This window comes from Rathayibacter sp. PhB186, assembly GCF_003751825.1.
Lineage (GTDB): Bacteria > Actinomycetota > Actinomycetes > Actinomycetales > Microbacteriaceae > Rathayibacter > Rathayibacter festucae.
Genome location: NZ_RJKO01000001.1, coordinates 1,549,918 through 1,575,638, shown reverse-complemented (window position 1 = coordinate 1,575,638; position 25,721 = coordinate 1,549,918). Strand labels below are relative to the sequence as shown.

Genomic DNA, 25,721 nt, shown 5'->3' with positions numbered 1-25,721 from the left:
GTCACACGACGAACACCTCGATCTCGACGTACACCGAGTCGAAACACCCTGATCGAACACCCCTCAAGGAGAGAACCATGGCACTGTCCAACGAAGAAGTCCTCGCCGGCCTGGCCGAACTGGTCAACGACGAGACGGGCATCGCGACCGATTCCGTCGAGATGGAGAAGTCGTTCACCGACGACCTCGACATCGACTCCATCTCGATGATGACCATCGTCGTCAACGCCGAGGAGAAGTTCGACGTGAAGATCCCGGACGACGAGGTCAAGAACCTCAAGACGGTCGGCGACGCGGTCACCTTCATCGTCAAGGCCTCCGCGTAACCAGCGCACCGCGCTTCCCGTCCTCGCGGCGGACACCCCGGCCAGGGCCCTGAGCCCGGCCGGGGTGCGCCCGGAACCCACCCGTCACGGAACAGAGATCGTCGTCATGAGTCCCAAGAAAATCGTCGTCACCGGCATCGGAGCCAGCACGCCCCTCGGCGGCACCGCTCGCGAGTCCTGGAACGCCCTTCTCGCGGGTGAGTCCGGCGTCAGCACGATCCAGGCCGACTGGGTGACCGAGCTCGAGCTCCCCGTCACCTTCGCCGCGCAGGCGAAGGTGCGCCCGGAGGAGGTCCTCCCCCGGCCCGAGGCCAAGCGCCTCGACCCCTCCAGCCAGTTCGCCCTCATCTCCGCCCGCGAGGCGTGGGCCGACTCCGGCATCACCGACGTCGACCCGCTGCGCGTCGGCGTCGACTACTCCACCGGCATCGGCGGACTCTGGACCCTCATCGACGCGTGGGACACCCTCCGCGAGCGCGGCCCCCGCCGCGTCCTCCCGATGACCATCCCCATGCTCATGCCCAACGCCGCCGCGGCCGCGATCAGCATGTCGATCCCCTCCCGCGCCTACGCCCGCACCGACGTGTCGGCCTGCGCGTCCAGCACCGAGGCGATCGCCAACGCCTACGAGCACCTCCAGCGCGGCCTCGCCGACGTCGTCATCGCCGGCGGCACCGAGTCGGTCGTCCACCCGCTCCCCCTCGCCGCCTTCGCCTCGATGCAGGCCCTCTCGCGCCGCAACGACGACCCGGCCACCGCCTCCCGCCCCTACGACGTCTCCCGCGACGGCTTCGTCCTCGGCGAGGGCGCCGCCACCCTCGTCCTCGAGACCGAGGAGCACGCGCTCGCCCGCGGCGCCCGCATCTACGCCGAGCTCGCCGGCGGCGCCGTCACCAGCGACTCGTACCACATCACCGCCCCCGACCCCGAGGGCTCGGCCGCCGCCCGCGCCATGATCGAGGCTCTCGAGCAGGCCGGCGCCGCCCGCACCGACGTCACCCACGTCAACGCCCACGCGACCAGCACCCCCGTCGGCGACATCGCCGAGTACCGCGCCCTCGCCCGCGTGTTCGGCGACCACCTCCCGAACATCGCCGTCTCCGCCACCAAGGCCGCCACCGGCCACCTCCTCGGCGGCACCGGCGCCCTCGAGGCGATCTTCACCGTCCTCGCCCTGCACGAGCGCACCGCCCCGCCCACCATCAACCTCTTCGAGCAGGACCCGCAGATCCCGCTCGACGTCGTCACCAGCCCGCGCGACCTCGGAGCAGGGCCCCTCGTCGCCCTCTCCAACTCCTTCGGGTTCGGGGGGCACAATGCTGTTGCCGCGTTCCGCTCGGTGTAACGGGGCGTAGCCCCGTCACTCCGAGCGGAACGCGGGCTGCGCCGCGCAGCGCGCGGCGCAGGCGCGTCCGCTCCCTGCATGGTCGCGTTCCGCAGGGCCGGTGCGGTGCGGCGACGGCGATCCGCTGGAACGCGGATCGCCGGATACGCCTCGTGCCGCGAGGGCGGTCGTTCACCGCAAGCCCTCGCCCACAGTCCTGGGAACCAGACCGCATCGCCTGCGGCTCGCTCCGTCGGACACTCGCTGCAGCACTCCGGGTGCGCCCACCCCTCAGAGAGTCGCGCGCACCGTATCGCCGCGCGCCCCGAGGCGCATCCGGCGATTCGCGTACCAGCGAATCGCCGTCGCCGTTCGCACCCCGCTCTGCAGAACGCGACCACCTCCCCGAGCCGACCGCGCTGCGCCGCGCAGGGAGCGGCGCAGAAATCGGCACGGCACAGCGTCGGCTGAGCGCTCTGCTCAGCCGACGCTGTGCATCCAGATGACCCGCGCGAAGTCGCTGGCGGCGCGGAACGGCTCGAGCTCGTCCTCCCAGGCCTGGCCGAGGGCGAGGCGCAGCTCCCGGTGCAGCTCGATGGGGTCGGCGCCGGCGCTCTCCATGGCGGAGCGGATGCGGTCCTCGGGGACGACGGTGTTGCCGGCGCTGTCCGTCTGCGCGTAGAAGACGCCCAGCTCGGGAGTGTGCATCCAGCGGCCGCCGTCGACGCCCGGAGAGGGGTCCTCGGTCACCTCGTAGCGGACGTCGGCCCAGCCGCGGAGCGCGGAGGCGATCGCCGCACCGGTGCCGACCGGTCCCTCCCAGGCGCACTCGGTGCGCTGGGCGCCGCGCTGCACCGGCTGCTCGATCCAGTCGAAGTTCACAGCACGACCGAGAGCGCGACCCGCTCCCCATTCCAGATGGGGGCAGAGCGCGCGGGGGGCGGAGTGCACGAAGAGCACACCCCGAGTCTGTTGCGTCACCACGCTGTCCTCCGTCCGTCCTGGTGCGTCTTCCCCAACGACCTGGACCACGAGCGACGTGCAGTGCCTTCTTGTGCGGTGGACGAGCCACCAGTCGAGATTATGCAGGACCCTCCGCGCCACGACAAGGCGCCTCGCCGCTCCCGCCGCCGGGTCGCGCAGATCCCCTGCCTATACTCGGGAAAGTCCGCCCGAACCGCGGCGTCGCCCGGCTCCGGGCCCGCGACCCGCTCGAGAGGAGCCCCGTGTCGGTCCGCGACGGTCTGCTCGCTCTCCTCACCCTCGGCCCCGCGTACGGGCTGCAGCTGCACGCCGAGCTGCTCGATCGGGCGGCCCACCGCCGTCGCGTCAACGTCGGGCAGATCTACTCCACGCTCGACCGGCTGCGCGAGCGCGGCCTCGTCGCGGCGGCGGGATCGACGGAGGACGGCCTCCCCCTGCACGCGCTCACCGACGAGGGCCGCGCCGAGGCGCTCGCCTGGCTGAGCGGCGAGGGCGCGTCCGCCGAGGAGGACTGGGACGACGTCCTCGATCGCATCCTCCTCGCCTCGAGCCTCTCCGACGCCGACCTCGATGCGGTCCTCGACGCCTACGCGAGCACGCTCCCCGAGGAGCAGGAGGCTCTCGACGAGCACCCGCAGCGCCGCCTCGCCGCACGGGCGGTGCTGGTGCGCGACGACGCGCTGCGCCGGCTCCTCGACGCCGCCAGGGAGGAGCTCGCCGGGGCGGGCGACGGAGCGGCCGTCCGCGGCTACGCCCTCGAGCGCCCGCGGCGAGGGCGCAAGGCAGCGGCGCGGGACGACGCCGCGACCGACGGGCCGCTGAGCGCACAGAACGACCGGCACGAGACAGGCGCGGGCGCCGTCGCCTAGGGTGGGGGCTATGATCCGTTCGCCTCTCGGCCTCCGCGTGTCCACCTCCGCGCGCCGACGGCTCGTCGCAGCCGGAGCGGGCACGGTCCTCGTCCTCTGCGCCGCCCTGGCCGCGCCGATGGCGGCCAACGCCTACGACCCGGCCGACTACCCGTCCTGGTCGGACGTCGAGGCCGCGAAGTCGAGCGAGACCGCGACCGCCGCCGAGGTCGACCGCATCACCGCGATCCTCGCCGACCTGCGCGATCAGGCCGCCGCCCTCACCGACGCCGCCATCTCCCGCGCGTCCGAGGCCGACGCCGCTCAGAGCGCGCTCGACGAGGCCACCCAGCGCGTGACCGCCCTCGAGGAGCGCGCCGCCGCGGCCCGTGCCGACGCGGACGCCGCGAAGGAGCAGGCAGGCCGGCTCGCCGCTCAGCTCTACCGCAACGGCGGCACCGACGCGACGCTGAACCTCCTGGTCGGCGGCGATCAGTCCGACAAGCTGCTCTACCGCCTCGGCACCATGAGCCAGCTCACCCTGCAGACCAGCCGCCTCCAGAGCGACGCCGAGTCGACCGAGAACGCCGCCGCCTCCCTCGCCGAGCAGGCGGAGCAGGCGCGCACGGAGCGGCTCTCCCTCGTCAGCGCCGCGCAGGACGCGCTCGCCACGGCGCAGGCCGCGCAGTCCGAGGCCGACGCGAAGGTCGCCGACCAGGAGCAGTACAGCGCCGGGCTCTACGAGCAGCTCGCCTCGCTGAAGAACACCACGGCCGCGCTCGAGGAGGAGTTCGCCACCGGTCAGGAGGCGAAGGCCGCGTTCGAGGAGCAGGAGCGCCTCTCCCGCCTCGCCGCCGAGGCGGAGGCCCGGCGGCAGCAGGCCGCGAAGGCGCCGTCCGCACCCTCCGCTCCGGCACCGGCGGCGCCCGCGGCCCCGTCGACAGGCGGTGGCGGCGGCCCGGTGGAGCTCGGCGACGACGACGCGTCCGGCAAGGACAGCAGCGCGAAGACCATCGCCGCGCTCGGCAGCTACGCCGGCCGGACCGACGGCATGTCGCCGGCGCAGGCGCAGAACTACGCGCGCTCCGTCATGGGCGTCCACGGCTGGGGCCAGGACCAGGCCGACAGCTGCCTCATCCCGCTCTGGAACGGCGAGTCGGGCTGGCGCTGGAACGCGCTGAACCGCTCCTCGGGCGCCTACGGCATCCCGCAGGCGCTGCCGGCGAGCAAGATGGCGACCTACGGCGCGGACTACCAGACCAACGCCGCGACCCAGATCGACTGGGGTCTGGCCTACATCTCCGACCGCTACGGCTCGCCGTGCGCGGCCTGGTCGGCCTGGAACAACCGCTCGCCGCACTGGTACTGAGCCACCGCACCGGAGCCTCGGTCGGGCAGTCGCGTCACTTCGCCTCGTCGTAGGCGTCGACGATCGCGACGGTGACCGGGAAGTCGATGTCCTGATCGCCGAACAGCGCCCGCCCGGCGCGCACGGCGGCCTCGCGAACGACCGCGGCGACCCGCTCCGCCTCCTCCGCGGGCGCGTGCACGATCACTTCATCGTGCAGGAAGTAGACGAGGTGCGCGAGCGCGCCCTCCGCGCGCAGCCGGGCCCGCAGCTCCCCCATCCAGCAGAGCGCCCACTCGGCGGCCGTGCCCTGCACGACGAAGTTGCGGGTGAAGCGCCCCCAGTCGCGGGCGCGCTGACCACCGGCGTCGACGTCGCCGGGCGGTGAGCTGCGTCCGAGCCGGGTCGACACCCGCTCGCCCCGCTCGCCGGCGCGGGCAGCCGCTTCGACGTGCGCGACGGAGAGGGGGTACGCGCGCGTGAGCCGCGGGAGCAGCCGCCCGGCCTCGCCGCTGGTCGCCCCGTACATCGCGCCGAGCATCGCGACCTTGGCTCGCGGCCGGTCCGGGACGACGCCCGCGTCGACGATGCCCTGGTAGAGGTCCTTGCCCCGCCCGGCCGCGGCCATCACGGAGTCGCCCGCCAGCGCGGCGAGGATGCGCGGCTCCAGCTGCGCCGCATCGGCGACCACCAGCTTCCAGCCCTCGTCGGCGGTCACTGCGGCGCGGATCTGCCGCGGCAGCTGCAGCGCTCCCCCGCCCGACGTCGCCCAGCGGCCGGTGACGACGCCGCCGACGACGTACTCCGGCCGGAAGCGCCCGTCGTGCACCCAGGCGTCGAGCCAGGCCCAGCCGTTGGCGGTGAGCAGGCGCGAGAGCTTCTTGTACTCCAGCAGCGGCGGGATCACCGGATGCTCGATCGAGGTCAGCTCCCAGGAGCGGGTCGACTCGACGGTCAGACCGGCGCGGCGGAGCGCGCGCAGGAGGTCCGCCGGTGAGTCGGGGTTCAGCTCGGGCGCGTCCAGCTCGCGGCGGATGTCGTCGGCCAGTGCCTCGAGGCGGGCCGGCCGTCCGCCGAAGCGCGGCCGCGGACCGAGCAGGTCGGTGAGGACGCGGTCGTGGACGTCGGCGCGCCACGGCAGCCCGGCCGCGGCGATCTCGCGGGCGATCAGCGCGCCGACCGACTCCGCGGCGAGCAGGAGCCGCAGGCGCCCGCCCTGCGCGGCCGCAGCCAGCGCCTCCTCCTGCCGGGCGAGCTCGACCAGCGGGTCCAGCTCGTCCGCCTCCGCGGGCGCCTCCTCGAAGCCGAGCAGCGTGTCGCCGGCGACCGGGGCGGCGGCCCCGGCGTCCCACGCGTCGGGAGCCGAGCGGGCGAGCGGCGAGCGCGCCGTCTGCTCCGAACGGCGGAGGATCGCCCGGGCGAGGCGGAGATCGTGGCAGCGCGCGACGTGCACGCCCTCGGCCAGGAGAGCCGGGTACCAGCGGGCGGTGTCGTCCCAGACCCAGCGCGGACGCTCCGGCTCCCGCTCCCGGACGAAGGCGGCCAGCTCGGCCGGTCCGCGCCCGCCGCCGACCTCGGCCCCCGAGCCGTCCGCGACGACCGCCCGCCACTGCCCCGTGGGGCCACCGGTGAGCGCGAGGAGCATCCGGCCATTCTCCTCCGCGGCAGAGCGAGCTCGGACGACGGCCTCCGCCGCCAGACTCATGAAGCGGGCGCCCCGGCCGGCCTCGACGCCGGGTAGCCCGGGAACGGCTTCTCCTGCGCGGTCAGCGGCTGATGCGCCCACAGCGTCGCCGCGATCGTCTCCATCGACCGCGAGTAGCCCACCAGCGTCCGCTTGCCCGGCTCCGCGGCCCAGGTGACCGCCCGGAACCAGCTCTCGCGGTAGGGTCCCGTCTCGATCCTGCGGATCAGCCCGATCCGCCCGGTCCGCATCGCGTCCACCATGACCCACTCGTCGGGCCCGCTGCTGCGCAGCATCTGGAGGGGACTCCACTCGATCATCTCGCCTCCTGCCCGGTCGATCCGCTGCCGTGTCGAGCACGGGCGCCGCGGCGTACACTCGCAGACTATCGAACACATGTTCGAACGGCCAGTCGAGTCCGGCGGGTCGAGAGGAGCAGGCGGGAGCACCCACGATGGCGGTGATCGAGGAGACGGCGATGGTCGCGACCGACGGTGACGGAGTGCCCGTCGCACTCGAATGGCGCGGCGCCAGCTACCGGGTGACTGACCGTCCGACGGTCTGGACGCGCACCAGCGACTGGTGGGCGCCGCTCGACGGCTTCCCGCCGACGTTCGGCGGCGTGCCGGTCAGCATCGGCGGCTGGCGCTTCCAGGCGACCGATCTCGAGACGGGCGGAGCGTTCGTGCTCGACGTCGTCGCCTCGACGGATCCGTGCTGGAGCGTGGTGCGGTGCTACGAGTGAGGGCGGGCGGGTGCGACCCCGGACCCCGCTACTCGCTGTCGGACCGCTACTTGCTGTCCGACCAGGGCGCCTTCGTCATGGCGACCAGAGCCGCGACTCCGGAGACGAGGCCGACACCGGCGATGGCGGCTACGACGAGCCAGAGCACGAGTTCCATAGGGCCAGTCTACCGAGTGCGTCGAGCCCCCGTTCCATCGCCCGGCTCTGCAATAGCGTGAGCGGAATGACCGACTCCCCCACGCGCGCGAGCGTCGGACTGCGCTCCGAGCGCGGTCCGATCCTCCTGGCGCTGATGATCTCGACCGCGCTGGTCGCCCTCGACGCGACCATCCTCTCGACCGCGGTGCCCTCGATCGTCGCGGACCTCGGCGGCTTCGAGCAGTTCCCCTGGCTGTTCTCCATCTACCTCCTCGCCCAGGCGGTCTCCGTCCCCCTCTACGGCAAGCTCTCCGACGTGATCGGGCGGAAGCCCATCATGCTGATCGGGATCGGCCTCTTCCTCGTCGGCTCGCTGCTCTGCGGCCTGGCCTGGAGCATGCCCGCGCTGATCGCCTTCCGCGCCCTGCAGGGCCTCGGCGCCGGGGCGATCCAGCCGATGGGCATCACCATCGCCGGCGACATCTACACGGTCGCCGAGCGGGCGAAGACCCAGGGCTACCTCGCCAGCGTCTGGGGCATCTCCTCGGTCGTCGGCCCCACTCTCGGCGGTGTGCTGTCGGACCTGGGCGCCTGGCGCTGGATCTTCCTGGTCAACATCCCGCTCTGCCTGCTCGCGGCCTTCCTCCTGATCCGCAGCTTCCGCGAGACCACCCGCGGCGAGCGCACCCCGCTCGACCTCGCGGGCGCCTCGGTGCTCGCCGTCGGCACCGCGCTGCTGATCCTCGGCCTGCTCGAGGGCGGCAACGCCTGGCCCTGGCTCTCGCCCGCGGGCGTCGGCGTCTTCGTCGCCGCGGCGCTCGCCTTCGCCGGTTTCGTGGCCATCGAGCGCCGGGCGGTCGCCCCGGTGCTGCCGCTCTGGGTGCTCACGCGGCGGGTGCTGCTCTCGACGAGTCTCGTCTCGGTGACGGTCGGCGCGATCACGCTCGGCGTCACCTCCTACTTCCCGACCTTCGCGCAGGGCGTCCTCGGCAGCTCCGCCCTCGGCGCCGGCTTCGCGGTCGCCGCGATGACGATCGGCTGGCCGGTCGCGGCGAGCCTCTCCGGCAGGCTCTACCTGCGGATCGGCTTCCGCCGCACGGCCTTCCTCGGCGCGGCGCTGGTCACGGTCGGCACCGGGCTGACGATCCTCCTCGGCGCCTCGTCGAGCCTCTGGGAGATCGCGGGCTTCTGCGTGCTGATCGGCGCCGGGATGGGCCTGGTCGCGACGCCGACCCTCATCCGCGCGCAGGCAAGCGTCGAGTGGAACGAGCGCGGCGTCGTGTCCTCGACGAACTTCTTCGCCCGCAACATCGGCAGCGCGATCGCCGTCGCGGTGTTCGGCGCGATCGTCAACGCCCAGGCCGGTGGCGGCGATCCGACGCCCGAGGGCCTCGCGGCCGGCACCCGCTTCGTCTGCATCGCACTGACGGTGCTCGCCGTCGGCATGCTCTTCGCGGTCCGCGCGATGCCGAAGGACGACCCGCGACCGGCCGAGGCTCCGGCCGCGACCCCCGCGGAGTCCTAGCGCGGAGCGCGGCGGGCGGCGGAGAGGGCCCTCAGCCGCTCGACGTGCCGGCGCCGGGTGCGGTGGATCCAGCGCTGCACCGGGTCGCCGAGCCCGGGGTGCCGGCGCAGCGTGTGCAGGGCGCGGTCGAGGCGCCGCACCATGTCGGCCGCGGCGCCGAACGGTCGCGCCGAGATGCCGACCTCCAGGTGGCGGTCGTAGACGATCCGGTGGCGCAGGCCCAGGTGCACGCTGATCTCGACGTCGTCGTGCACGTAGGGGTCGTCGCGGTGCATCTCCCCCGCGATCTCCTGCCAGGCCGAGCGGCGGACGGCGCAGTTCGAGCCGAAGAGCGGCCAGTTGGCCAGCGCGGAGCCCATCAGCACGAAGTACGCGTCCATGTAGACGATCCGGGCGAGGTTCCGCGCGACCGGGCCGAGCTCGACGAACCGGCCGGGTCCGGTCACCGCTCCGACGCCCGGGTCGGCGAAGTGCGCGGCGATCCGCGCGAGCCAGTGCCGGTCCGGCTGAGAGTCGGCGTCCAGCCGGGCGAGCACGTCGCCCTCCGCCTCGTCGAAGCCGTGCGCCGTGCTGGCGGGTATGCCGGTCCCGCCGTGCACGATCACCCGCGCGCCCGCTGCACGGGCGACGTCCGCGCTGTCATCGGTGCTGCCGTCGTCGACGACGACGATCTCGAAGGGGGCGAGGGTCTGCTCGGCCAGGAGGGCGAGCAGACGCTCGAGGTGCCGGGCGTCGTCCTTGACGGGGACGACGACGGAGATGCGTCGGGAGTCCATCAGGACAGTCAACTCGATCCGGGCCCTCGCCCGGACATCCGCCACGCCCGCGACCGCGGTGACCGGCGTGTCAAGCGTCTGCCGGCCGGGCGACGCCGGTGCTGGGATCGTGATCGAGGAGACGCGCCGCGCCTCGAAAAAGGAGACGTCATGACCCAGGGACCCCGCGACTTCCGCCCCACCCGCGCCGTCGTCACGGCCTCGGACTCCGGCGTCGGCCGGGCCGCCGCCGTCGCCCTCGCCGAGGCCGGCATGGACGTCGGCATCACCTGGCACAGCGACGAGCAGGGCGCCCTGGAGACCGCGGAGGAGGTGCGCTCGCACGGCCGCCGCGCCGAGGTCGCCCGCCTCGATGCGACCGAGCTCGATCGGGTCCGCGACGTGATCGACGACCTCGCCCGGCGCCTCGGCGGACTCGACGTCTTCGTCAACAACGCGGGCGGGGGCGGCGGCGAGCCCTTCCTCGAGCAGAGCCTGGCCAGCTGGCGCGAGGTCGTCGCGCTGAACCTCGACGGAGCGTTCGTCGGCCTCCAGCGCGCCGCCCGCATCATGGTCGAGCAGGGCACCGGCGGACGCCTCATCGGCGTCACGAGCGTGCACGAGCACCAGCCCCGCGTCGGTGCGAGCGCCTACGTCGCCGCCAAGCACGGACTCGGCGGGCTGCTGAAGGTCGCCGCCCTCGAGCTCGGCCGCTACGGCATCACCGCCAACGCGTTGGCGCCCGGCGAGATCGCGACCCCGATGAACGACGCGGAGGACGTGGATCCGCACAGCATCGACCGCCCGGGCATCCCGCTCGGCCGCCCCGGCGACGCGCGCGAGATCGCGGCCGTGATCGCCCTCCTCGCCTCGCCCGCGGGCGCCTACATCACGGGAGCGTCCTACGCGGTCGACGGCGGCATGCTGCAGATGGGGCCGCAGGCCGGCTCGCACCTGCTGCAGGACGACTGGCGGGACGCCTGACCGGCCGACCATCGCGCCCGCCCGACCGGTATTCTCGAAGAGGTGCTCCGGCGGGCGGGGCGCTCGAACCGAGGGTGCAGGTGACGCGCGTGTGGTTCCGCCGTCGACGCAGGTTCAAGATGGAGCCGTACGACCCGGACGAGAACCCGTCGCGCGAGCCCGTCTCGGTCGAGGAGGCCGCGGAGGAGGGCCTGCTGCTCGCCCAGTACGCGAGCCGGATGGCCGTGAAGAACCGCGTGCTGATGGACGGCCTGGCCGAGGGCGTCCCCTTCGACGTCCGGCACTACTCCGTCATCGCCGCCGCCGAACTGGAGAAGCTCGCCGACGAGTCGGAGGCGGCGGCCGAGCGCCTGCGCGCCATCGCCGCGGACGCGACCCTGGTCGGCGGCCGCTCCGACCACGTGCACGACTACCGCTCCGCCGACATCGACAACCTCGACCACCGCGAGCGGCTCTCGCTCGCGGTCGCCGACTCCCTGCGCCACCGCGCGCGGGACGAGCAGTACCTGGCCTCGCTCGTCGACGACGCTCGGCAGGACGCCTGGCGCGAGCTGTCGCAGTCGATCGAGGAGACCCTCGACCGGGCGCCGCTGATCGACGCGGACGACGAGGAGTATCAGCGAGACCGCTCGGTGCGGATGGCGCTCGTCGTCGTCGACGACCTGGCGAAGCTCGCCGCCGAGCGCGGAGTCGCGCTCGAGGAATGAGGCGGGCCCTCGCGGTCGGCGCGAGACACCGGGTCAGCGGCTGACGGAGATCAGCGCGAGGCGACGATCAGGCCCAGCCGGCCCGGAACGACTCGGTCGCCTCGGACGAGCGCTCGCGCACGGCCTCGAGCAGCTCCACCATCGAGGTGCTGCGCAGGAACGCCAGTCGGTCGAGCTCGGTCACGGGAGCGACTCCCGCGAGCTGCCAGGCGTGCGCGGCCGGGTCCTCGGCCAGCTCGACGACGGCGCCGTAGCGCTGCTCGACGAACTCGCTCGCGACCGCCAGCGCCGTCCGCACCGCCGATTCGGCGGAGCGCAGCAGCTCCTCGTGCTCGGGCGCCCACTCCAGCGGCGCGACGGGGCGCACCTCGGCCTTCGGATACGGGTCGTCGTCGTACCAGCGGACGACCTCGAAGCGGTTCTCGCCGACGCTGTCGATGGTGACGAACGACTCGGCGCCGTCGATGTTCAGGATGCGCGCGACCGTGCCGATCGGGAAGCGCTGGTCGCCGCCGCCGACCTCCTGCCCGCGCTCGATGAGGACGACGCCGAACGAGAGCGTGTCGTCCTCGAGCACGTCGCCGAGCATCCGCAGATACCGCGGCTCGAACAGCCGGAGCGGGAGCGGCATGTGCGGCAGCAGCACGGAGCCGAGCGGGAACATCGGGAGGTCAGGCACGAGAACAGCGAACCACGTCGTACGGAGACCGGCCACTACGGGCTTCCGGGCGGCGGACGTGCTAGCGCCGACGCGGTCGACGCAGAAGGAACACCATCCGTTAACCAACGGGGAGGAAGATCCGCCCGTGACCGCTGAAGTGAACCTCGACCAGATCGTCTCCGAAGTGTCCGCGCGCCTGCGCACCCGCTTCCCCGACCGCCCCGCCGCCGAGGTGGAGTCGGCCGTCCAGAAGGAGCTCGACTCCCTCGCCGACCGCCCGGTCCAGGACTACCTGTCCGTCCTCACCGAGCGCGCCGCGAAGTCTCGCCTGAAGAAATCCCGCCCGGACGCCTGACGCCCCCTCTCCGCTCAGTCCGCAGAAGTCGTCGCACTCGCCGTCCGAGTACGACGACTTTCGCGCACTCGCGGCGGGGACCGACGGCGAGGTCGCGTCGAGTGCGCAGGAATTGTCGTACTCAGCGTGCGAGTACGACAACTCTTGCGGAGTCGAGGCGCGGGCCGGCGGCGCGACGGGGACGGGACGGAAGTAGGGCGTACGGGACTTGAACCCGTGACCGACGGATTATGAGTCCGCTGCTCTGACCGGCTGAGCTAACGCCCCGCGGCGCCCGAGGCGAGCGGGGCGGGCCGTCAGGAGGCGGCTCGGCCTGCCGGAGCGGACGCTGCGTCGGCGGCCGGATCGGCCACCGGCTCCCCACGATACAGGCTCTCGAAAGTGCTGATCGTGCGGTTGATGTCGTGCGCAGCGACGATGCGGAGCGAGCTGCGCTTGAAGGCCTCGAGGCGCTCGGGGTCGGCCGTCAGGACGTCGGTGAGGCCGTCGGCGAGGGCCTGCGCGCTGCCGGGCTCGAAGAGGTGGCCGTTCTCGCCCTCGTGGACGAGGTGCGGGAGGGCCATCGCGTCGGCGGCGACCACGGGAAGGGCCGAGGCCATCGCCTCCATGGTCGCGATGCTCTGCAGCTCGGCGATGGAGGGCATCGCGAAGACGGTCGCCCGGCTGTACGCCTGCTTCAGCTCGGCGTCGGAGACGTAGCCGGTGAAGTGGACGCGGTCGGCGATGCCGAGGGTGGTGGCGAGCTGCTGCAGGTTGCGCATCTGGTCGCCGCCGCCGACGATCTCCAGCTGCGCATCCAGCGAGGGGTCGAGCAGCGAGACCGCGCGGAGCAGGACGTCGATGTGCTTCTCGCCGGTGACGCGCCCCACGAAGAGGATGCGGTTGGCGGTGCGCGGAGTGAAGTCGGGCGTGTAGTTGTCGGCGTCGATGCCGCAGGAGATGGCGTGCACGCCCTGCAGCCCCGTGTACTTTTCGAGGAACTGCGCGGCCTTGCGGGTCGGCGTCGTGACGGCCTCCGCGCGGCCGAAGGTGCGGCGGGCGGCCCGCCAGGCCATCGCCACGGCCTTCGCCTGGGCGGCCTTGGGCAGGAGCGTGAACTCGAGCATGTTCTCGGGCATGAAGTGGTTGGTGCCGATGATGCGGATGCCGCGCTTGGCCGCCTCCTGACCGAGGCCGCGGCCGACGATGACGTGGGACTGAAAGTGCACGACGTCGGGCTTCACCTCGTCGAGGATCCGCGCGCTGTTCTGGCGGATGCGCCACGGCATCGCGAAGCGCAGCCAGTCGTGCGGGGGCCACCGGAGGCTGAAGAGGCGGTGCACGATGATCCGCTGGCCCTCGTGGTCCTCGACGCGGGTGCCGCTCCAGCCGTCGGCGGACGGGGCGACGACGTGCACCTCGTGGCCGCGCGCCTGCAGGCCGGCGGCGAGGCGCTCGGCGAACTTGGCGGCTCCGTTGACGTCCGGCGCGAAGGTGTCGCAGCCGATCACGACGGTCAGCGGGCGGCGGGCGGCGTCCGCCGGAGCGGAGTCGCCGGTCGACGACTCGGGGCGTGACGCGTCGCGGGGATCTGACACGGAGTGGGTCCTAACGATGTCGTGTCGCTCGAGGGAGAGGAGCGATCGGCGTGGGTTCGGGCGGGTGCACGGCGTCTCGAAGCGGTCCCAGTGTAGGCGGGGAGGGCGCCGGATCCCGGGATTGCGGCGCCTCGCGTCGGGCGGCTCAGCGGGCCTGCGGGTGGTGCTTCGCGAGGAGGAAGACGCCCCAGATGGCGACCACTCCCGCCGCGATGAAGAGCGGGATCGCCCACGGCGCCGCGTACTGCGCCTCGCCGAGGACGATGATGCCGATCGCCACGGCCACCAGCGGGTCGACGACGGTCAGGCCGGCCACGACGAGGTCCGGCGGCCCGGAGGCGTAGGCGTTCTGCACGAAGTAGCCGCCGAGCGCGGTCGCGGCCAGGAGCGCCACGATGCAGACGACGGTCAGCGGGTCGAACTCGCCGAACTTGATCCGGTTGAGGACGACCTTGGCGAGCGTGGCGACGAAGCCGTAGACGACGCCGGCTCCGAGGATGTAGAAGATCGCGCGGGCCTTCTTGCGGAAGACGCGGAAGGCGATCACGAAGATCGTCATGACGACCGCGAGGATCACCAGGATCGTGATCAGCTGCGACGTCCGGATCGACTCGTCGACCGCATTGAAGGCGGCCACCAGCACGAAGACCCCGACGCCGCCGACGCAGAGCATGATCGCGCGGATCGAGGACGCGTTCAGCCGCACCTTGCTCACCCGGGCGTTGACGATCGCCGTGATGACGAGCGCGACCGCGCCGAGCGGCTGGACGACGATGAGCGGCGAGAAGCCGAGGCTGGTGAGCTGGAAGACGATCGCGAGCGCCAGCATCAGCGTGCCGATCACCCAGGACGGCCGCGACAGCAGCGCGAAGAGCTGCCCGCCGCTCAGACCGCTCGAGCCGGAGCGCTTGGAGAACCGCTCGACCTTGACGACTCCGCGGTGCTGGAACTGCGCACCGAGCGAGAGGAAGACCGCGCCGACCAGTGCGATCGGGATGCCGATGAACTGCGCGGGATCGAGGGTGAACTGATCCGCCAATTCAGTGAGATCAGTGGGCATGAGCACGACCCTACCCAGATTCGATCCGCGCATCCTCCGACGCACGGGGGACCTCGGCTAACCAGCGGATGACGATCAGGACGGCCGCCTGCAGGGCCCGCGATACCCTGATCCCCATGGCCGTCCTCCCCATCCGCATCGCCGGCGACCCCGTCCTGCACTCCCCCGCCGCCCTCGTCACCGAGTTCGACGACACGCTCCGCACGCTCGTCGCGGACATGTTCGAGACCATGGACACGGCGCCCGGCGTCGGCCTGGCCGGACCGCAGGTCGGAGTGCCGCTGCGGCTCTTCGTCTACGACTACGAGGCCGACGACGGCACTCCCCGCCGCGGTGTCGCGATCAACCCCGAGCTGTTCGTCACGCCGACGCCGCTCGGCGAGGCCGACGAGGACACCGAGTCCGAGGGCTGCCTGTCGTTCCCCGGCGAGCGCTTCCCACTGCGGCGGTCCGAGCGCGCGATCCTGCGCGCGGTCGACCTCGACGGCACGCCGATCGAGATCGAGGCGGAGGGCTGGTTCGCCCGCGTCTTCCAGCACGAGTTCGACCACCTCGACGGCGTCCTCTACACGGACCGCCTCGAGCACGAGTACGCCAAGCCCGTCGCGAAGATCACCCGCAAGCGCGGCTGGGGCGTGCCCGGCGTCTCCTGGACCCCGGGCGTCGAGCACCTCGAGGACTGAGCGTCCGAGGCACCCCGCCTCCGCTCCGATTCCGGGCCGGCGCTCCCTGGCCTAGGCCAGGTCGACGCCGTGCACGCCGTTGTGGTGGCGCACGGTCGGGAAGGAGGCGGTGACGCTGCGTCCGACGCCGGGCGTGCGCTTCTCGACGACGTCGCCGCCGAAGAGGCCGGCCCGCTCGCGCAGCTCCGAGAGCGCCGGGCTGTCGATCCGGTCGGTCAGCGCATGCAGGTCGGCGTCGACGGCGCTCGCGTCGGACTCGGCGCCGGCGTGGCGCTCGCGGTCGTCGTCGACCTCGACGCGGAGGCCCGTGGCGGTCCAGCGGGAGGTGATCCGCAGCTCGGTGCCGGTGCCGCCGGACTCGAGGGCCTCGTCGAAGGCGTACTCAAGGACGCGCATCACGGCGACGTCCGCGCCGTCCTGCAGCGGGAACGGCTCGCCGAAGGTCTCCTCCTGCACGACCAGGCCGCGCTCGCGGGCGCTCTCGATGAGGGCGTCCGTCCCGCCGGTCGCGGGGAGCTCGCGCGGATCGACCGCGGCGACCGTCGCGATGCGGCGCAGCTGGGCGAGCGACGCCTCCGCGGCGCTGACGGCCCGCCCGGCGGAGCGCGAGGCGGCGGCGGGATCGCGGTCGATGGTGAGGCGCACGCTCTCGGCCTCCTCGACCACCTTCGACGCGGCGCGGACGGCGAGCTGCTCGAGCTCGCCGACGATGCGCAGCCGCGCCTCCTGCTCCCGGACGGACAGCTCGAGGGCGACGGCGCGCGACGTCTCCTCGGCCCTGCTGTCGAGCGCGCGGTGCTCGGCGGCGGCGGAGCGGCGCCACAGGACGATCGCCCCCGCCGCGACGATCAGGGCGAGGACGAGGACGACTTCGAGCACGACGGCCTCCGGGGCATCAGGGAACGGCGCGGGGGGACGCCGGAGAGCGATGGTACCCGGGAGCGGGCGCGAGAGCCGGAGGCGCGGCGGGGGCTTGCGGTCGGCTCGCCCGACTCGGGCGAGCGGTCAGCCCTCGCGGCGGCTGCGCGCGACGGTGAACTTCGCGCTGCGCTCGATGATCTTGGTCGGCCCGACGGAGCGGCGCAGCTCGGCCGGGTGCGCGAGGTGCGAGTTGAAGACCGTCCACAGCTCGCCGCCGGGGCGGAGGATGCGGCCGGCGGCCGCGATCATCCGGCGCGCGACGAGGTCGGTCACCGCGCCGTCGGAGTGGAACGGAGGGTTGCAGAGCACCACGTCGACCGAGCCGTCGGCGAGCGTGGAGGCGTTGTCGTCGCGGAGCAGCCGGATGCGGTCGCCCAGGCCATTCGCCTCGGCGGTGGCGCCGGCGGACTCCACGGCGGCGCGGGAGCTGTCGGTGGCGATCACGTCGAGGTCCGGGCGGGCGAGCGCGAGCGACGCGGCGAGCACTCCGGAGCCGCAGCCGAGGTCGACCGCGACTCCCCCGGGCAGCGCGGCCGGGTCGAGCGCGGCGAGCAGCGCCCGGGTGCCGAGGTCGAGCTTGGCGCCGGCGAAGACGCCGGGAAGCGCGACGACCTCGAGCCCGTGCGCCTCGAGACGGCGGCGCTCCGCACCGGCGGCGGCGGGCTGCTCCGCCTTCGCCTCGCTCGCGAGCAGCGCCCGCGACTTCTGCCGGGCGAGGCTGACGTCGATGCGCCCGTAGCGGCGGGCCAGCACCTCGTTCATGCCGAGCGACATGTGCTTGATCCGCCCGGCGCCGATGAGCTGCGCGGCGGGGTTCGCGAGCGCGACCTCGGCCGCGACGGCGGCCAGCGCGTCGAGCGAGCGCGGGAGGCGCAGCAGCACGATCTCGGCGCCCTCGGCCGCGTCGGCGATCGAGTCGGCGATCGTGAAGGGCGCGAGCTCGATGCCGGCGGCGCGGACCGCCTCGGCGTTGGCGGCGAGGGCCCGCTCGGCGACGATCGAGTCCTGGGCGGAGGAGACCGCCACGCCGTCGGCGGCGAGGGCCAGCGTCAGCGCGCCGTAGGCGTCGCCGACGACGGCGACCCGGGAGTGCCCCGCGGCGAGGTCGAGGAGGAGGCGGTCGCTCGCGTCGACCGCGACGAGGTCGGGGGCCTCGACGTCGGGCCGGCGGCGGAGGAGGTCGAGGACGTCGTCGCGCATGGGGGCTCCGGTCGGGGTCGTGGCAGGGAGCACGGCGGACCGGTGAGCACGCAGGGAACGAGGCGCGGAGACCGGGCCCGGAGGACCGACTCGAGGGCACGAAAAAGGGCCCAGGAGTGGAGTCCCAGGCCCTTCGCTCCCCGACTTGGACTCGAACCAAGAACCTACCGGTTAACAGCCGATTGCTCTGCCAATTGAGCTATCGAGGATCATCCGCTCACCCGGAGGCGAACAGCGCGTGACTACTTTAGCAAAGTCTGCGCGAACTCCAAATCCTGGATCAGTAGCCGAGCACCGGGTCGACGACGCCGAGCAGTTCGCGACCCGCGGCGAAGGCGGCGACGTTGGCGCGGACCCGCTCGGCGAGCAGCGGCGTCGTCATCTCCGGGGTGTCCGCGGAGTGCGGGGTGATCAGGCAGCGCGGCTCGCTCCACAGCGGGTGCCCGTCGGGCAGCGGCTCCGGGTCGGTGACGTCGAGAGCGGCTCCGGCGAGCCGTCCCTCCGCGAGGGCGGTTACGAGAGCGTCCGTGTCGACGAGACTCCCCCGGGCGACGTTGACCAGCACGGCCTCGGCCGGCAGCCGCCGCAGCAGCTCGGCGTCGACCAGCCGGGCCGTGCCGTCGGTCGCGGCGGCCGCGAGCACGAGCACGTCCGCGTCGGCGACCACGTCGGGCAGCTGCTCCGCGGGGACCGTGCGGTCGGCTCCGGGCAGGGCGGCGTCGGTCCGGCGCACCACGGTGACGTGGGCGTCGAAGACGCTGAGCAGCCGCAGCAGCTCCACGGCGATGCCGCCCGCGCCGACGACGACGACTCGCGCGCGGTGCAGGGTCCTGGCGCGCTTCGCCCCCCAGGAGTCGGCACGCGCGCGCTCGGGCAGCGAGCGCAGCAGCGCGAGGGTCAGCGCGAGAGCGTGCTCGGCGACCGGCTCGGCGTAGGCGCCCTTCGCGCTCGTCCAGCGCAGCCCTCGATGCGCGGTGCTGCGCAGCACGGGCGCGAACACGTCGACGCCCGCCCAGGGCAGCTGCACCCAGCGGAGGCCCGGGTGCTCCGCGAGGACCGCCGCGAGCTCGTCGGTGCGGCCGTAGGAGAGCCAGAGCAGCGCCTCCGCGTCCTCGACGCCGACGACGGTACCGCCGCCGGCCTCGATCGCGTCGGTGAAGATCTGCTTCGGCCGGGGCAGGACGGCGACGCGCGGCGCGGTCATCCCGCCTCCTCCGCGGGTGCCGTGCGCGCCGCGCGGGTGGCGTCGAAGCGCTCGAACTCCGCGAAGGCGGCGCCGAGCTCGCGGACGTAGGGGTGCCGCGACTCGTTGAGCACCTCGAGCAGCGGGCCGTAGGCGACCACCTCGCCCTCGACCAGCACGGCGATCCGGTCGGTGGCCCGGCTGAGGACGTCGATGTCGTGGCTCACGACGACCGCGGCGAAGCCCTCCTGCCGGCGCAGATCCGTCAGCAGGTCCACGATCGACTCGCGGACGGTCGCGTCGATGCCGGAGGTCGGCTCGTCAGCGATCAGCACCTTCGGGCCGAGCACGAGCGCGCGGGCGATCGCGACGCGCTGCCGCTGACCGCTGGAGAGCTCGTAGGGGAAGCGGTCGAGCAGGAACAGCGGCAGGTGCACGGAGTCGAGCAGCGTCGCCACCCGGACTGCGGCGCTCTTCGGGTCGTAGTGCCTGTCGCGGAGGAAGATCGGCTCGGCGATCAGCTCGGAGACGGTCAGCTCCGGGCGCAGCACCGCTCCGGCGTCCTGCGCCAAGTGCGCGACGTCGAAGGTGAAGCGCTTGACCTCGCGGGCGGGCATCCCGCGGAGGCGGTGGCCGGAGACGGTGGCCTCGCCGCCGATGATCACCGGCCGCGTCCGCGCCCCGGCGCCGGCCGGGCCGTCGAGACCCTCGCCGCCGAGGACGCGCGCCAGCGTCGACTTGCCGGAGCCGCTGCCGCCGAGGATCCCGAGCACCTCACCCGGCTCGACCCGCAGGCTGACCCCGCGCAACGCGGTCCAGCGCCCGCTGATGCCGCGCGGCGGGTACTCGACGCTCAGGTCGTCGACGACGATGGGCGCCGAGGCGGCGGCGGCTCGGCTCACGCCTTCCGCTCCGCCTCGACGATGCTGCGCAGGAGCTCGCGGCGCTCGGCCTGCTCCCCCGGGTCCGGCACCGGCAGCGAGGCCAGCAGCCGCTGCGTGTACGGGTGCTTCGGCGCGGACAGCACCTCCTCGCCCGTGCCCTCCTCGACCAGCTCGCCGCGGTAGAGCACGGCGATCCGGTCGGCGAGCAGGTCGACGACGGCGAGGTCGTGACTGATGAAGAGCGAGGCGAAGCCGAACTCGCGCTGCAGCTCCGCGAACAGCTCGAGCACGCGCGCCTGCACCGAGACGTCGAGCGCCGAGGTCGGCTCGTCGGCGATCAGCAGCTTCGGCTCGAGGGCGAGCGAGCGCGCGAGGCTCGCGCGCTGGCGCTGACCGCCGGAGAGCTCGTGCGGGTAGCGGTCGCCGTAGGAGCGCGGCAGCTGCACCGCCTCGAGCAGCTCGTCGACCCGCTTCCGGGCGGCACCGGCGTCGCGGGCGCGGCCGTGCACGATCAGCGGCTCGGCGACGCACTCGGCGATCGTCAGCAGCGGGTTGAAGCTCGACGCCGGGTCCTGGAAGACGAAGCCGATGTCGCCGCGGACGGGGCGGAAGGCGCGCTCGCGGATGCCGCGCATCTCCTTGCCGAGCACCCGCAGCGAGCCGCCGGTGACGGTGGTGAGTCCGGCGATCGCGCGCCCGATGGTCGTCTTGCCCGAGCCGCTCTCGCCGACCAGACCGAGCACCTCGCCCGCGCGGATGCGGAAGGAGACGCCGTCGACGGCGACGAAGCCGGGGCGGCCGAGGCGGCCCGGGTACTGGATCCGCAGATCCTCGGCGAGGACGAGCGTCTCCGCCTCCGGGGCGCCGGCGCGCTCGATGGCGCGCTCCTTCGCCCGGGCGACGCCCTGGCCCACGTGCGGCACGGCGGCGAGGAGCTTGCGGGTGTACTCGGCTTTCGGTGCAGCGAAAAGCTCGGCGACCGGCGCCTCCTCGACCAGCTCGCCCTGGTACATCACCGCGACGCGATCGGCGAGGTCGGCGACGACGCCCATGTTGTGGGTGATCAGGACGATCGAGGTGCCGAAGTCGTCGCGGCAGCGGCGGAGCAGGTCGAGGATCTCGGCCTGCACCGTCACGTCGAGGGCCGTGGTCGGCTCGTCGGCGACGATCAGCCCCGGGTCGAGCACGAGCGCCATCGCGATGACGACGCGCTGCTTCTGGCCGCCGGAGAACTGGTGCGGGTAGTAGTCGACCCGCTTCTCCGGCTCGGGGATGCCGACCGTGCGCAGGACGTCGATGGCGCGCTTCCGCGCGTCCTTGCGCGAGACGGAGGCGTGCGCGCGCAGCCCCTCCGCGATCTGCCAGCCGACGGTGAAGACCGGGTTGAGGGCGGTGCCGGGCTCCTGGAAGACCATCGCGACATCGGTGCCGCGGAGTTCGCGCAGGCGCGACTTCGGCACCGAGACGACGTCGGTCGACGAGCTGCCGTCCTTCTTCGAGAGCAGGATGACGCCGGACGCCGTCGCCGTCTCGGGCAGCAGCCCGAGGATGGTCTTGGCGGTCACGGTCTTGCCGCTGCCGGACTCGCCGACGATGGCGAGCACCTCGCCGCGCTCGACGCGGAGGCTGACGCCGGCCACCGCGCGAACGGCGCCGCGATCGCTCGCGAAGGCGACCTCGAGGTCCTGGATGTCGACGATCGGGCGGGAGCCCGCGTCGGCGGGACGGCTGTCGGCGGGACGCTGGACGCTCATCGGGTCTTCTCCACTCCGGCGACGGGATCGTGTCCCGGCGTCTCCAGGCCGTCCGCGGGGAGCGCGCCGCCCGGGACGACGGACGTCGCGGCGACGTCGCCGGAACCGGCGGCCACTGCGCGCCGGCCGCGCAGGCGCGGGTCGGCGAGGTCGTTGAGGCTCTCGCCGACCAGCGTGATGCCGAGCACGACGAGGACGATGGCCAGGCCCGGGAAGACCGAGGTCCACCAGATGCCGCTGGTCACGTCGGACAGCGCCTTGTTGAGGTCGTAGCCCCACTCGGCGGCAGAGGTCGGCTCGATGCCGAAGCCGAGGAAGCCCAGGCCCGCGAGGGTGAGGATCGCCTCGGACGAGTTGAGCGTGAAGATCAGCGGCAGGGTGCGGGTGGCGTTGCGCAGCACGTGCTTGAACATGATCCGCGGGGTCGACGCCCCGATGACCTTCGCCGACTCGACGAAGGCGTCGCCCTTGATCCGGACCGTCTCGGCGCGGATCACCCGGAAGTACTGCGGGATGTAGACGACCGTGATCGAGACCGCGGCGGCGAAGATGCCCGACCAGAGGTTCGACTGCCCGCCGGAGATCACGATCGACATCACGATCGCGAGCAGCAGGGTCGGGAAGGCGTAGATCGCGTCGCAGATCACGACGAGCACGCGGTCGAGCCAGCCGCCGAGGTAGCCCGAGACGAGACCGAGGAAGACGCCGAGGAAGATCGACAGCACGACGGCGACCACGATGACGAGGAACGCCGTCTGGGCGCCCCAGATCACGCGCGAGAGCACGTCGTAGCCGCCGACGGTGGTGCCGAGCAGGTGCTCGGCACTCGGCGGCTGCTGCGCGCCGAACGACTCGGTGCCGGTGCGCAGCTGCGAGTAGCCGTAGGGGGCGATCAGCGGGGCGAGGGCCGCGACGAGGAGGAACGCGCCGGTGATCACGAGACCGGTGACGAGCATCCCGCGCTGCAGGCCCACGCTCTGCCGGAGCTGGTGGACGACCGGCAGCCGGTCGACGAGGCGGCGGCGCGGGCGCGCCGGTGTGGTGGTGCTCATGGGTCAGTACCTCACTCGCGGGTCGATGAGCGCCGCGATGACGTCGACGATGAAGTTGGTCAGCGCCACGATCACGGCCAGCAGGGCGACGATGCCCTGCACGGCGACGAAGTCGCGCGCCTGGAGGTACTCGGCCAGCTGGAAGCCGAGGCCCTTCCACTCGAAGGTCGTCTCGGTGAGCACCGCGCCGCCCAGCAGCAGGGCGATCTGCAGGCCGATGACGGTGATGATCGGGATGAGCGCCGGACGGTAGGCGTGCGTGCGGACCAGGCGGAACTCGCTCACTCCGCGCGAGCGGGCGGCGTCGACGTAGTCGGTGCCGAGGGTGCCGATCACGTTGGTGCGCACGAGGCGGAGGAAGATGCCGGCGGTGAGCAGGCCGAGCGCGATCGCCGGCAGGACCGCGTGCGAGAGCACGTCGGCGACGGCGGCGGGGTCGCCGGTCTGGATCGCGTCGATCAGGTAGATGCCGGTCTTGTTCTCGAGGAACTGCAGCGAGAGCTCGGTGTTCGTGGTCGCGCGACCGGCGACCGGGAACCACTTGAGCCAGACCGAGAAGACGAGCTTGAGCAGCAGCCCCGCGAAGAAGACGGGGGTCGCGTAGCAGAGGATCGCGAAGATGCGCAGGACCGCGTCGGGCGTGCGGTCGCGGTGGTAGGCGGCGAGCATCCCGAGCGGGATGCCGACGAGGAACGCCACGATCAGGGCGTAGAAGGCGAGCTCGACGGTCGCGGCGCCGTAGGTGACCAGCACCTCGGTGACCGGGCGGTTGTCGCTCAGGGTGGTGCCGAAGTCGCCGCGCAGCAGGTTGCCGAGGTACTCGAGGTACTGCACGATCAGCGGGCGGTCGTAGCCGGCGGCGGCGACGCGCTCGGCCAGCTGGTCGGCGGTGAGCCGACCGCCCAGCGCCGCGGTGATCGGGTCGCCCGTCGAGCGCATGAGCAGGAACACCATCGTCACGAGGATGAAGACGGTCGGGATGATGAGCAGGAAGCGGACGAGCAGATAGCGCCCGAGTCCTCCTCCGGAGCCGCGCGGTCGCCGGGTGGGCGCCGTCGCCGCAGCCGTCGTGGCTGTCGTCACGTGATGCCTTTCGTGGAGAACGGCCGGCGCCCCCCGGGTGGGGAGGCGCCGGCCGGAGGGGTGGATCAGCCCTTGCTGAGCGCCGCGTAGCGGAACTTGAACGAGGCGTCGAGGGTGTCCTCGGCTCCGCTCACGGTGCTGCCGACGATCGCGACCTGCGAGCCCTGGAGGTAGGGCAGGGTCGACAGCTGCGCCGCGACCTTGTCCTGGATCTCCTCGATCAGCGCGGTGCGCGCATCGGCGTCGGTGGTGGAGACCTGCTCGGCGATCAGGCTCTGCACGTCGGCGTCGTCGAAGTGGTTCGCGAGGAAGTTCTCCTTGATGAAGAACGGCGACAGGTAGTTGTCGGCGTCGGAGTAGTCCGGGAACCAGCCGAGCTGGTACGCCGGGTAGACGTCGCTCGAGCGGTCCTTGGAGTACTGGACCCACTCGGTCGTCTGCAGGTTCACGGTGAACAGGCCGGTCGACTCGAGCTGGTCCTTGATCAGCGCGTACTCGTCGCCCGAGGACGGACCGTAGTGGTCGTTCGAGTACTGCAGGTTGAGGGTGACCGGGGTGGTGACGCCCGCGGCCTGGAGCGTGGCGGCCGCCTTGTCGGCGTCGACACCGCCCTGGCCGTCGCCGTAGAGGCCCTTGAGGGACTCGGTCGCACCGGTGAGGCCCTGGGGGACGTAGGAGTACAGCGGGGTGTAGGTGCCCTTGTAGACCTGGTCGGCGATCTCCTGGCGGTCGATCAGATCGGCCGCGGCCTGGCGGACGGCGAGCGCCTTGGCCGCGTCGGCCTCGGCGGTCGTCGCGCCGAACGGCTGCGTGTCGAAGTTGAAGACGATGTAGCGGATCTCGCCGCCGGGACCGTCGACGACCTTGACCGCGTCGTTCCCGCGGAGGTCCTCGACGTCGGTCGCGGAGAGGCTCCGGTACGCGACGTCGATGTTGCCCTCCTGGATGTCCAGCTTGAGGTTCGAGCTGTCCGCGTAGTACTTGACGTTGACGGTGCCGGTCTTCGCCGCGCCGAGCACGCCCTGGTAGTCGTCGTACGCCTTGTACTGGATGAGGTTGTTCACGTCGTAGTTGGCGATCGTGTACTGCCCGGCGAAGGCGTCGCCCGAGACGATGTCCGCGTCGGCGGTCAGCTCGTCGGCCGAGAAGACCTCCTCGTCCACGATCGGGCCCGCGGGGCTCGAGAGGATCTGCGGGAAGGTCTGGTCGTTCTCCGACTTCAGCGTGAAGACGACGGTGGTGTCGTCCGGCGCCGCGACGCTGTCGAGGTTCGCGAGGAGCGACGACGGGCCGTTCTCGGCCGCGATGGCGACCTGGCGGTCGAAGGAGAACTTGACGTCCGAGGAGGTCAGGTCGTGGCCGTTGGCCCACTTCAGGCCGTCCTTGAGCGTGACCGTGTACTCGGTCGGCGTCGTGAACTCGGCCGACTCGGCGATGTCGGGCTCGACGTCCGGGCTGCCGTAGGGGGTGTTCATCAGGAACGGGAACACCTGGTTCATCACGGCGAAGGAGCCGTTGTCGTACGAACCGGCGGGGTCGAGCGTGGTGATCTTGTCGGTGGTGCCGATGGTGAGCGTGCCGCCGGCCGCGCCGCCGGTCGAGTCCCCGCCGCCGGCGGAGCAGCCCGCCAGCACGAGCGCGACCGCGGCGAAGCCTGCTGCCGTGCCGAGTGCCCGCGAACCGCGAGTGAATCCGGATGTCATCTCCGTCTGCCTCTTCCTGTCAGAAATCGGATGCGGACCTCGGCGTGGAACGCGGTCCCGCGGCGCAGAGTCCGTCTCGCACGGGGTCCGTGCGGAGCGGTGTCGATCCGGCGCACTGTCCTTCAGGCGCACGGTGTTCTCTGGGCGCACGGGGGCCACGACGCTGAGCGCCCGCATTGCTGTTCCTCAGTGGTAACACATGCGGAAGCGCTCTCCGAACCGGCGCGGGCCGTCGAG

The 25,721-nt window shown here is 72.7% G+C and carries 25 protein-coding genes and 2 tRNA genes; 10 read left to right on the top strand and 17 right to left on the bottom strand.

The window, feature by feature from the left end:
• Positions 1 to 77 precede the first annotated feature (77 nt).
• Complete coding sequence (locus EDF45_RS07355) at positions 78 to 326, top strand: acyl carrier protein (protein ID WP_123445660.1); 249 nt, start codon at positions 78 to 80, stop codon at positions 324 to 326.
• Between the two features lie 106 nt (positions 327 to 432).
• Entirely contained in the window at positions 433 to 1,671 is a 1,239-nt protein-coding gene (locus tag EDF45_RS07350; RefSeq protein ID WP_123703161.1) for a beta-ketoacyl synthase, read from the top strand.
• A gap of 459 nt (positions 1,672 to 2,130) precedes the next feature.
• Here the strand turns inward: EDF45_RS07350 and EDF45_RS07345 are convergent, their stop codons facing one another.
• Positions 2,131 to 2,610 (bottom strand): DUF3145 domain-containing protein, encoded by a 480-nt coding sequence (locus EDF45_RS07345; protein WP_123735481.1) that lies wholly within the window; start codon positions 2,608 to 2,610, stop codon positions 2,131 to 2,133.
• A 266-nt stretch (positions 2,611 to 2,876) separates the two neighbouring features.
• On the opposite strand from EDF45_RS07345, the gene EDF45_RS07340 reads away from it, so the two are divergent.
• Together EDF45_RS07340 and EDF45_RS07335 are read left to right on the top strand one after the other, a co-directional pair.
• Positions 2,877 to 3,503 carry a PadR family transcriptional regulator gene (locus tag EDF45_RS07340; RefSeq protein ID WP_165909161.1) on the top strand — a complete coding sequence of 209 codons (627 nt, stop codon included), beginning with the start codon at positions 2,877 to 2,879 and terminating at the stop codon, positions 3,501 to 3,503.
• Positions 3,504 to 3,513: 10 nt separating this feature from the next.
• A complete protein-coding gene (locus EDF45_RS07335) occupies positions 3,514 to 4,851 on the top strand; it encodes a hypothetical protein (RefSeq protein ID WP_123735479.1) in 1,338 nt (445 codons plus the stop codon).
• A gap of 34 nt (positions 4,852 to 4,885) precedes the next feature.
• On the opposite strand, the gene EDF45_RS07330 is transcribed toward EDF45_RS07335, so the two are convergent.
• Complete coding sequence (locus EDF45_RS07330) at positions 4,886 to 6,475, bottom strand: bifunctional 3'-5' exonuclease/DNA polymerase (RefSeq protein WP_123735478.1); 1,590 nt, start codon at positions 6,473 to 6,475, stop codon at positions 4,886 to 4,888.
• A 56-nt stretch (positions 6,476 to 6,531) separates the two neighbouring features.
• On the bottom strand, positions 6,532 to 6,834 hold the full coding sequence (locus tag EDF45_RS07325; RefSeq protein ID WP_123735477.1) for a hypothetical protein: 303 nt from the start codon (positions 6,832 to 6,834) through the stop codon (positions 6,532 to 6,534).
• A 158-nt stretch (positions 6,835 to 6,992) separates the two neighbouring features.
• Here EDF45_RS07325 and EDF45_RS07320 point away from each other — a divergent pair, with 158 nt between their 5' ends.
• Positions 6,993 to 7,259: a hypothetical protein gene (locus EDF45_RS07320; RefSeq protein ID WP_243581743.1), complete on the top strand. Its 267-nt coding sequence runs from the start codon at positions 6,993 to 6,995 to the stop codon at positions 7,257 to 7,259.
• A 223-nt stretch (positions 7,260 to 7,482) separates the two neighbouring features.
• The gene (locus EDF45_RS07315; protein WP_123735475.1) at positions 7,483 to 8,922 is read left to right on the top strand and encodes an MDR family MFS transporter; all 1,440 of its coding nucleotides are present in this window, start codon (positions 7,483 to 7,485) and stop codon (positions 8,920 to 8,922) included.
• Here the strand turns inward: EDF45_RS07315 and EDF45_RS07310 are convergent.
• The gene (locus tag EDF45_RS07310) at positions 8,919 to 9,698 is read right to left on the bottom strand and encodes a glycosyltransferase family 2 protein (protein ID WP_123735474.1); all 780 of its coding nucleotides are present in this window, start codon (positions 9,696 to 9,698) and stop codon (positions 8,919 to 8,921) included. The genes EDF45_RS07315 and EDF45_RS07310 overlap by 4 nt on opposite strands.
• A gap of 150 nt (positions 9,699 to 9,848) precedes the next feature.
• Between EDF45_RS07310 and EDF45_RS07305 the strand changes: the two genes are divergently transcribed.
• On the top strand, positions 9,849 to 10,661 hold the full coding sequence (locus EDF45_RS07305; protein ID WP_123735473.1) for an SDR family oxidoreductase: 813 nt from the start codon (positions 9,849 to 9,851) through the stop codon (positions 10,659 to 10,661).
• Between the two features lie 80 nt (positions 10,662 to 10,741).
• The gene (locus EDF45_RS07300; RefSeq protein WP_148076885.1) at positions 10,742 to 11,368 is read left to right on the top strand and encodes a hypothetical protein; all 627 of its coding nucleotides are present in this window, start codon (positions 10,742 to 10,744) and stop codon (positions 11,366 to 11,368) included.
• 67 nt (positions 11,369 to 11,435) lie between these two features.
• Here the strand turns inward: EDF45_RS07300 and EDF45_RS07295 are convergent, their stop codons facing one another.
• On the bottom strand, positions 11,436 to 12,047 hold the full coding sequence (locus EDF45_RS07295; RefSeq protein WP_243581747.1) for an LON peptidase substrate-binding domain-containing protein: 612 nt from the start codon (positions 12,045 to 12,047) through the stop codon (positions 11,436 to 11,438).
• A 127-nt stretch (positions 12,048 to 12,174) separates the two neighbouring features.
• On the opposite strand from EDF45_RS07295, the gene EDF45_RS07290 reads away from it, so the two are divergent.
• Positions 12,175 to 12,384: a three-helix bundle dimerization domain-containing protein gene (locus EDF45_RS07290; RefSeq protein ID WP_132437785.1), complete on the top strand. Its 210-nt coding sequence runs from the start codon at positions 12,175 to 12,177 to the stop codon at positions 12,382 to 12,384.
• A 193-nt stretch (positions 12,385 to 12,577) separates the two neighbouring features.
• Here EDF45_RS07290 and EDF45_RS07285 read toward each other — a convergent pair.
• The 3 genes from EDF45_RS07285 to EDF45_RS07275 all read right to left on the bottom strand — a co-directional run bounded on the left by EDF45_RS07285 (position 12,578) and on the right by EDF45_RS07275 (position 15,021).
• Positions 12,578 to 12,651 (bottom strand) — tRNA-Ile (locus EDF45_RS07285).
• 29 nt (positions 12,652 to 12,680) lie between these two features.
• Positions 12,681 to 13,961 (bottom strand): glycosyltransferase, encoded by a 1,281-nt coding sequence (locus EDF45_RS07280; protein WP_374204758.1) that lies wholly within the window; start codon positions 13,959 to 13,961, stop codon positions 12,681 to 12,683.
• Positions 13,962 to 14,106: 145 nt separating this feature from the next.
• A complete protein-coding gene (locus tag EDF45_RS07275) occupies positions 14,107 to 15,021 on the bottom strand; it encodes a DMT family transporter (protein ID WP_123735628.1) in 915 nt (304 codons plus the stop codon).
• A gap of 116 nt (positions 15,022 to 15,137) precedes the next feature.
• Here EDF45_RS07275 and def point away from each other — a divergent pair, with 116 nt between their 5' ends.
• Positions 15,138 to 15,704, top strand: a complete 567-nt coding sequence (gene def, locus EDF45_RS07270) for a peptide deformylase (RefSeq protein ID WP_207901817.1) — start codon at positions 15,138 to 15,140, stop codon at positions 15,702 to 15,704.
• 51 nt (positions 15,705 to 15,755) lie between these two features.
• Here def and EDF45_RS07265 read toward each other — a convergent pair whose 3' ends face one another.
• From EDF45_RS07265 to EDF45_RS07225, 9 genes are all read right to left on the bottom strand, one after another.
• Positions 15,756 to 16,583, bottom strand: coding sequence for a hypothetical protein (locus tag EDF45_RS07265; RefSeq protein ID WP_123735471.1), 828 nt, complete (start codon positions 16,581 to 16,583; stop codon positions 15,756 to 15,758).
• Between the two features lie 126 nt (positions 16,584 to 16,709).
• Positions 16,710 to 17,825 (bottom strand): class I SAM-dependent methyltransferase, encoded by a 1,116-nt coding sequence (locus EDF45_RS07260; protein WP_123735470.1) that lies wholly within the window; start codon positions 17,823 to 17,825, stop codon positions 16,710 to 16,712.
• Between the two features lie 136 nt (positions 17,826 to 17,961).
• Positions 17,962 to 18,034 (bottom strand) — tRNA-Asn (locus EDF45_RS07255).
• 71 nt (positions 18,035 to 18,105) lie between these two features.
• A complete protein-coding gene (locus EDF45_RS07250; protein ID WP_123735469.1) occupies positions 18,106 to 19,029 on the bottom strand; it encodes a D-isomer specific 2-hydroxyacid dehydrogenase family protein in 924 nt (307 codons plus the stop codon).
• Positions 19,026 to 19,910 carry an ATP-binding cassette domain-containing protein gene (locus EDF45_RS07245; RefSeq protein WP_260311907.1) on the bottom strand — a complete coding sequence of 295 codons (885 nt, stop codon included), beginning with the start codon at positions 19,908 to 19,910 and terminating at the stop codon, positions 19,026 to 19,028. The genes EDF45_RS07250 and EDF45_RS07245 overlap by 4 nt, the downstream gene beginning before the upstream one ends.
• Entirely contained in the window at positions 19,907 to 21,646 is a 1,740-nt protein-coding gene (locus tag EDF45_RS07240) for an ABC transporter ATP-binding protein (RefSeq protein ID WP_123735468.1), read from the bottom strand. Before EDF45_RS07240 ends, EDF45_RS07245 begins: the two co-directional genes overlap by 4 nt.
• Entirely contained in the window at positions 21,643 to 22,698 is a 1,056-nt protein-coding gene (locus EDF45_RS07235; protein ID WP_123732121.1) for an ABC transporter permease, read from the bottom strand. Before EDF45_RS07235 ends, EDF45_RS07240 begins: the two co-directional genes overlap by 4 nt.
• 3 nt (positions 22,699 to 22,701) lie before the next feature.
• Complete coding sequence (locus EDF45_RS07230) at positions 22,702 to 23,781, bottom strand: ABC transporter permease (protein WP_123735467.1); 1,080 nt, start codon at positions 23,779 to 23,781, stop codon at positions 22,702 to 22,704.
• Positions 23,782 to 23,846: 65 nt separating this feature from the next.
• Positions 23,847 to 25,484, bottom strand: coding sequence for an ABC transporter substrate-binding protein (locus EDF45_RS07225; RefSeq protein ID WP_123735466.1), 1,638 nt, complete (start codon positions 25,482 to 25,484; stop codon positions 23,847 to 23,849).
• Between the last annotated feature and the right edge of the window lie 237 nt (positions 25,485 to 25,721).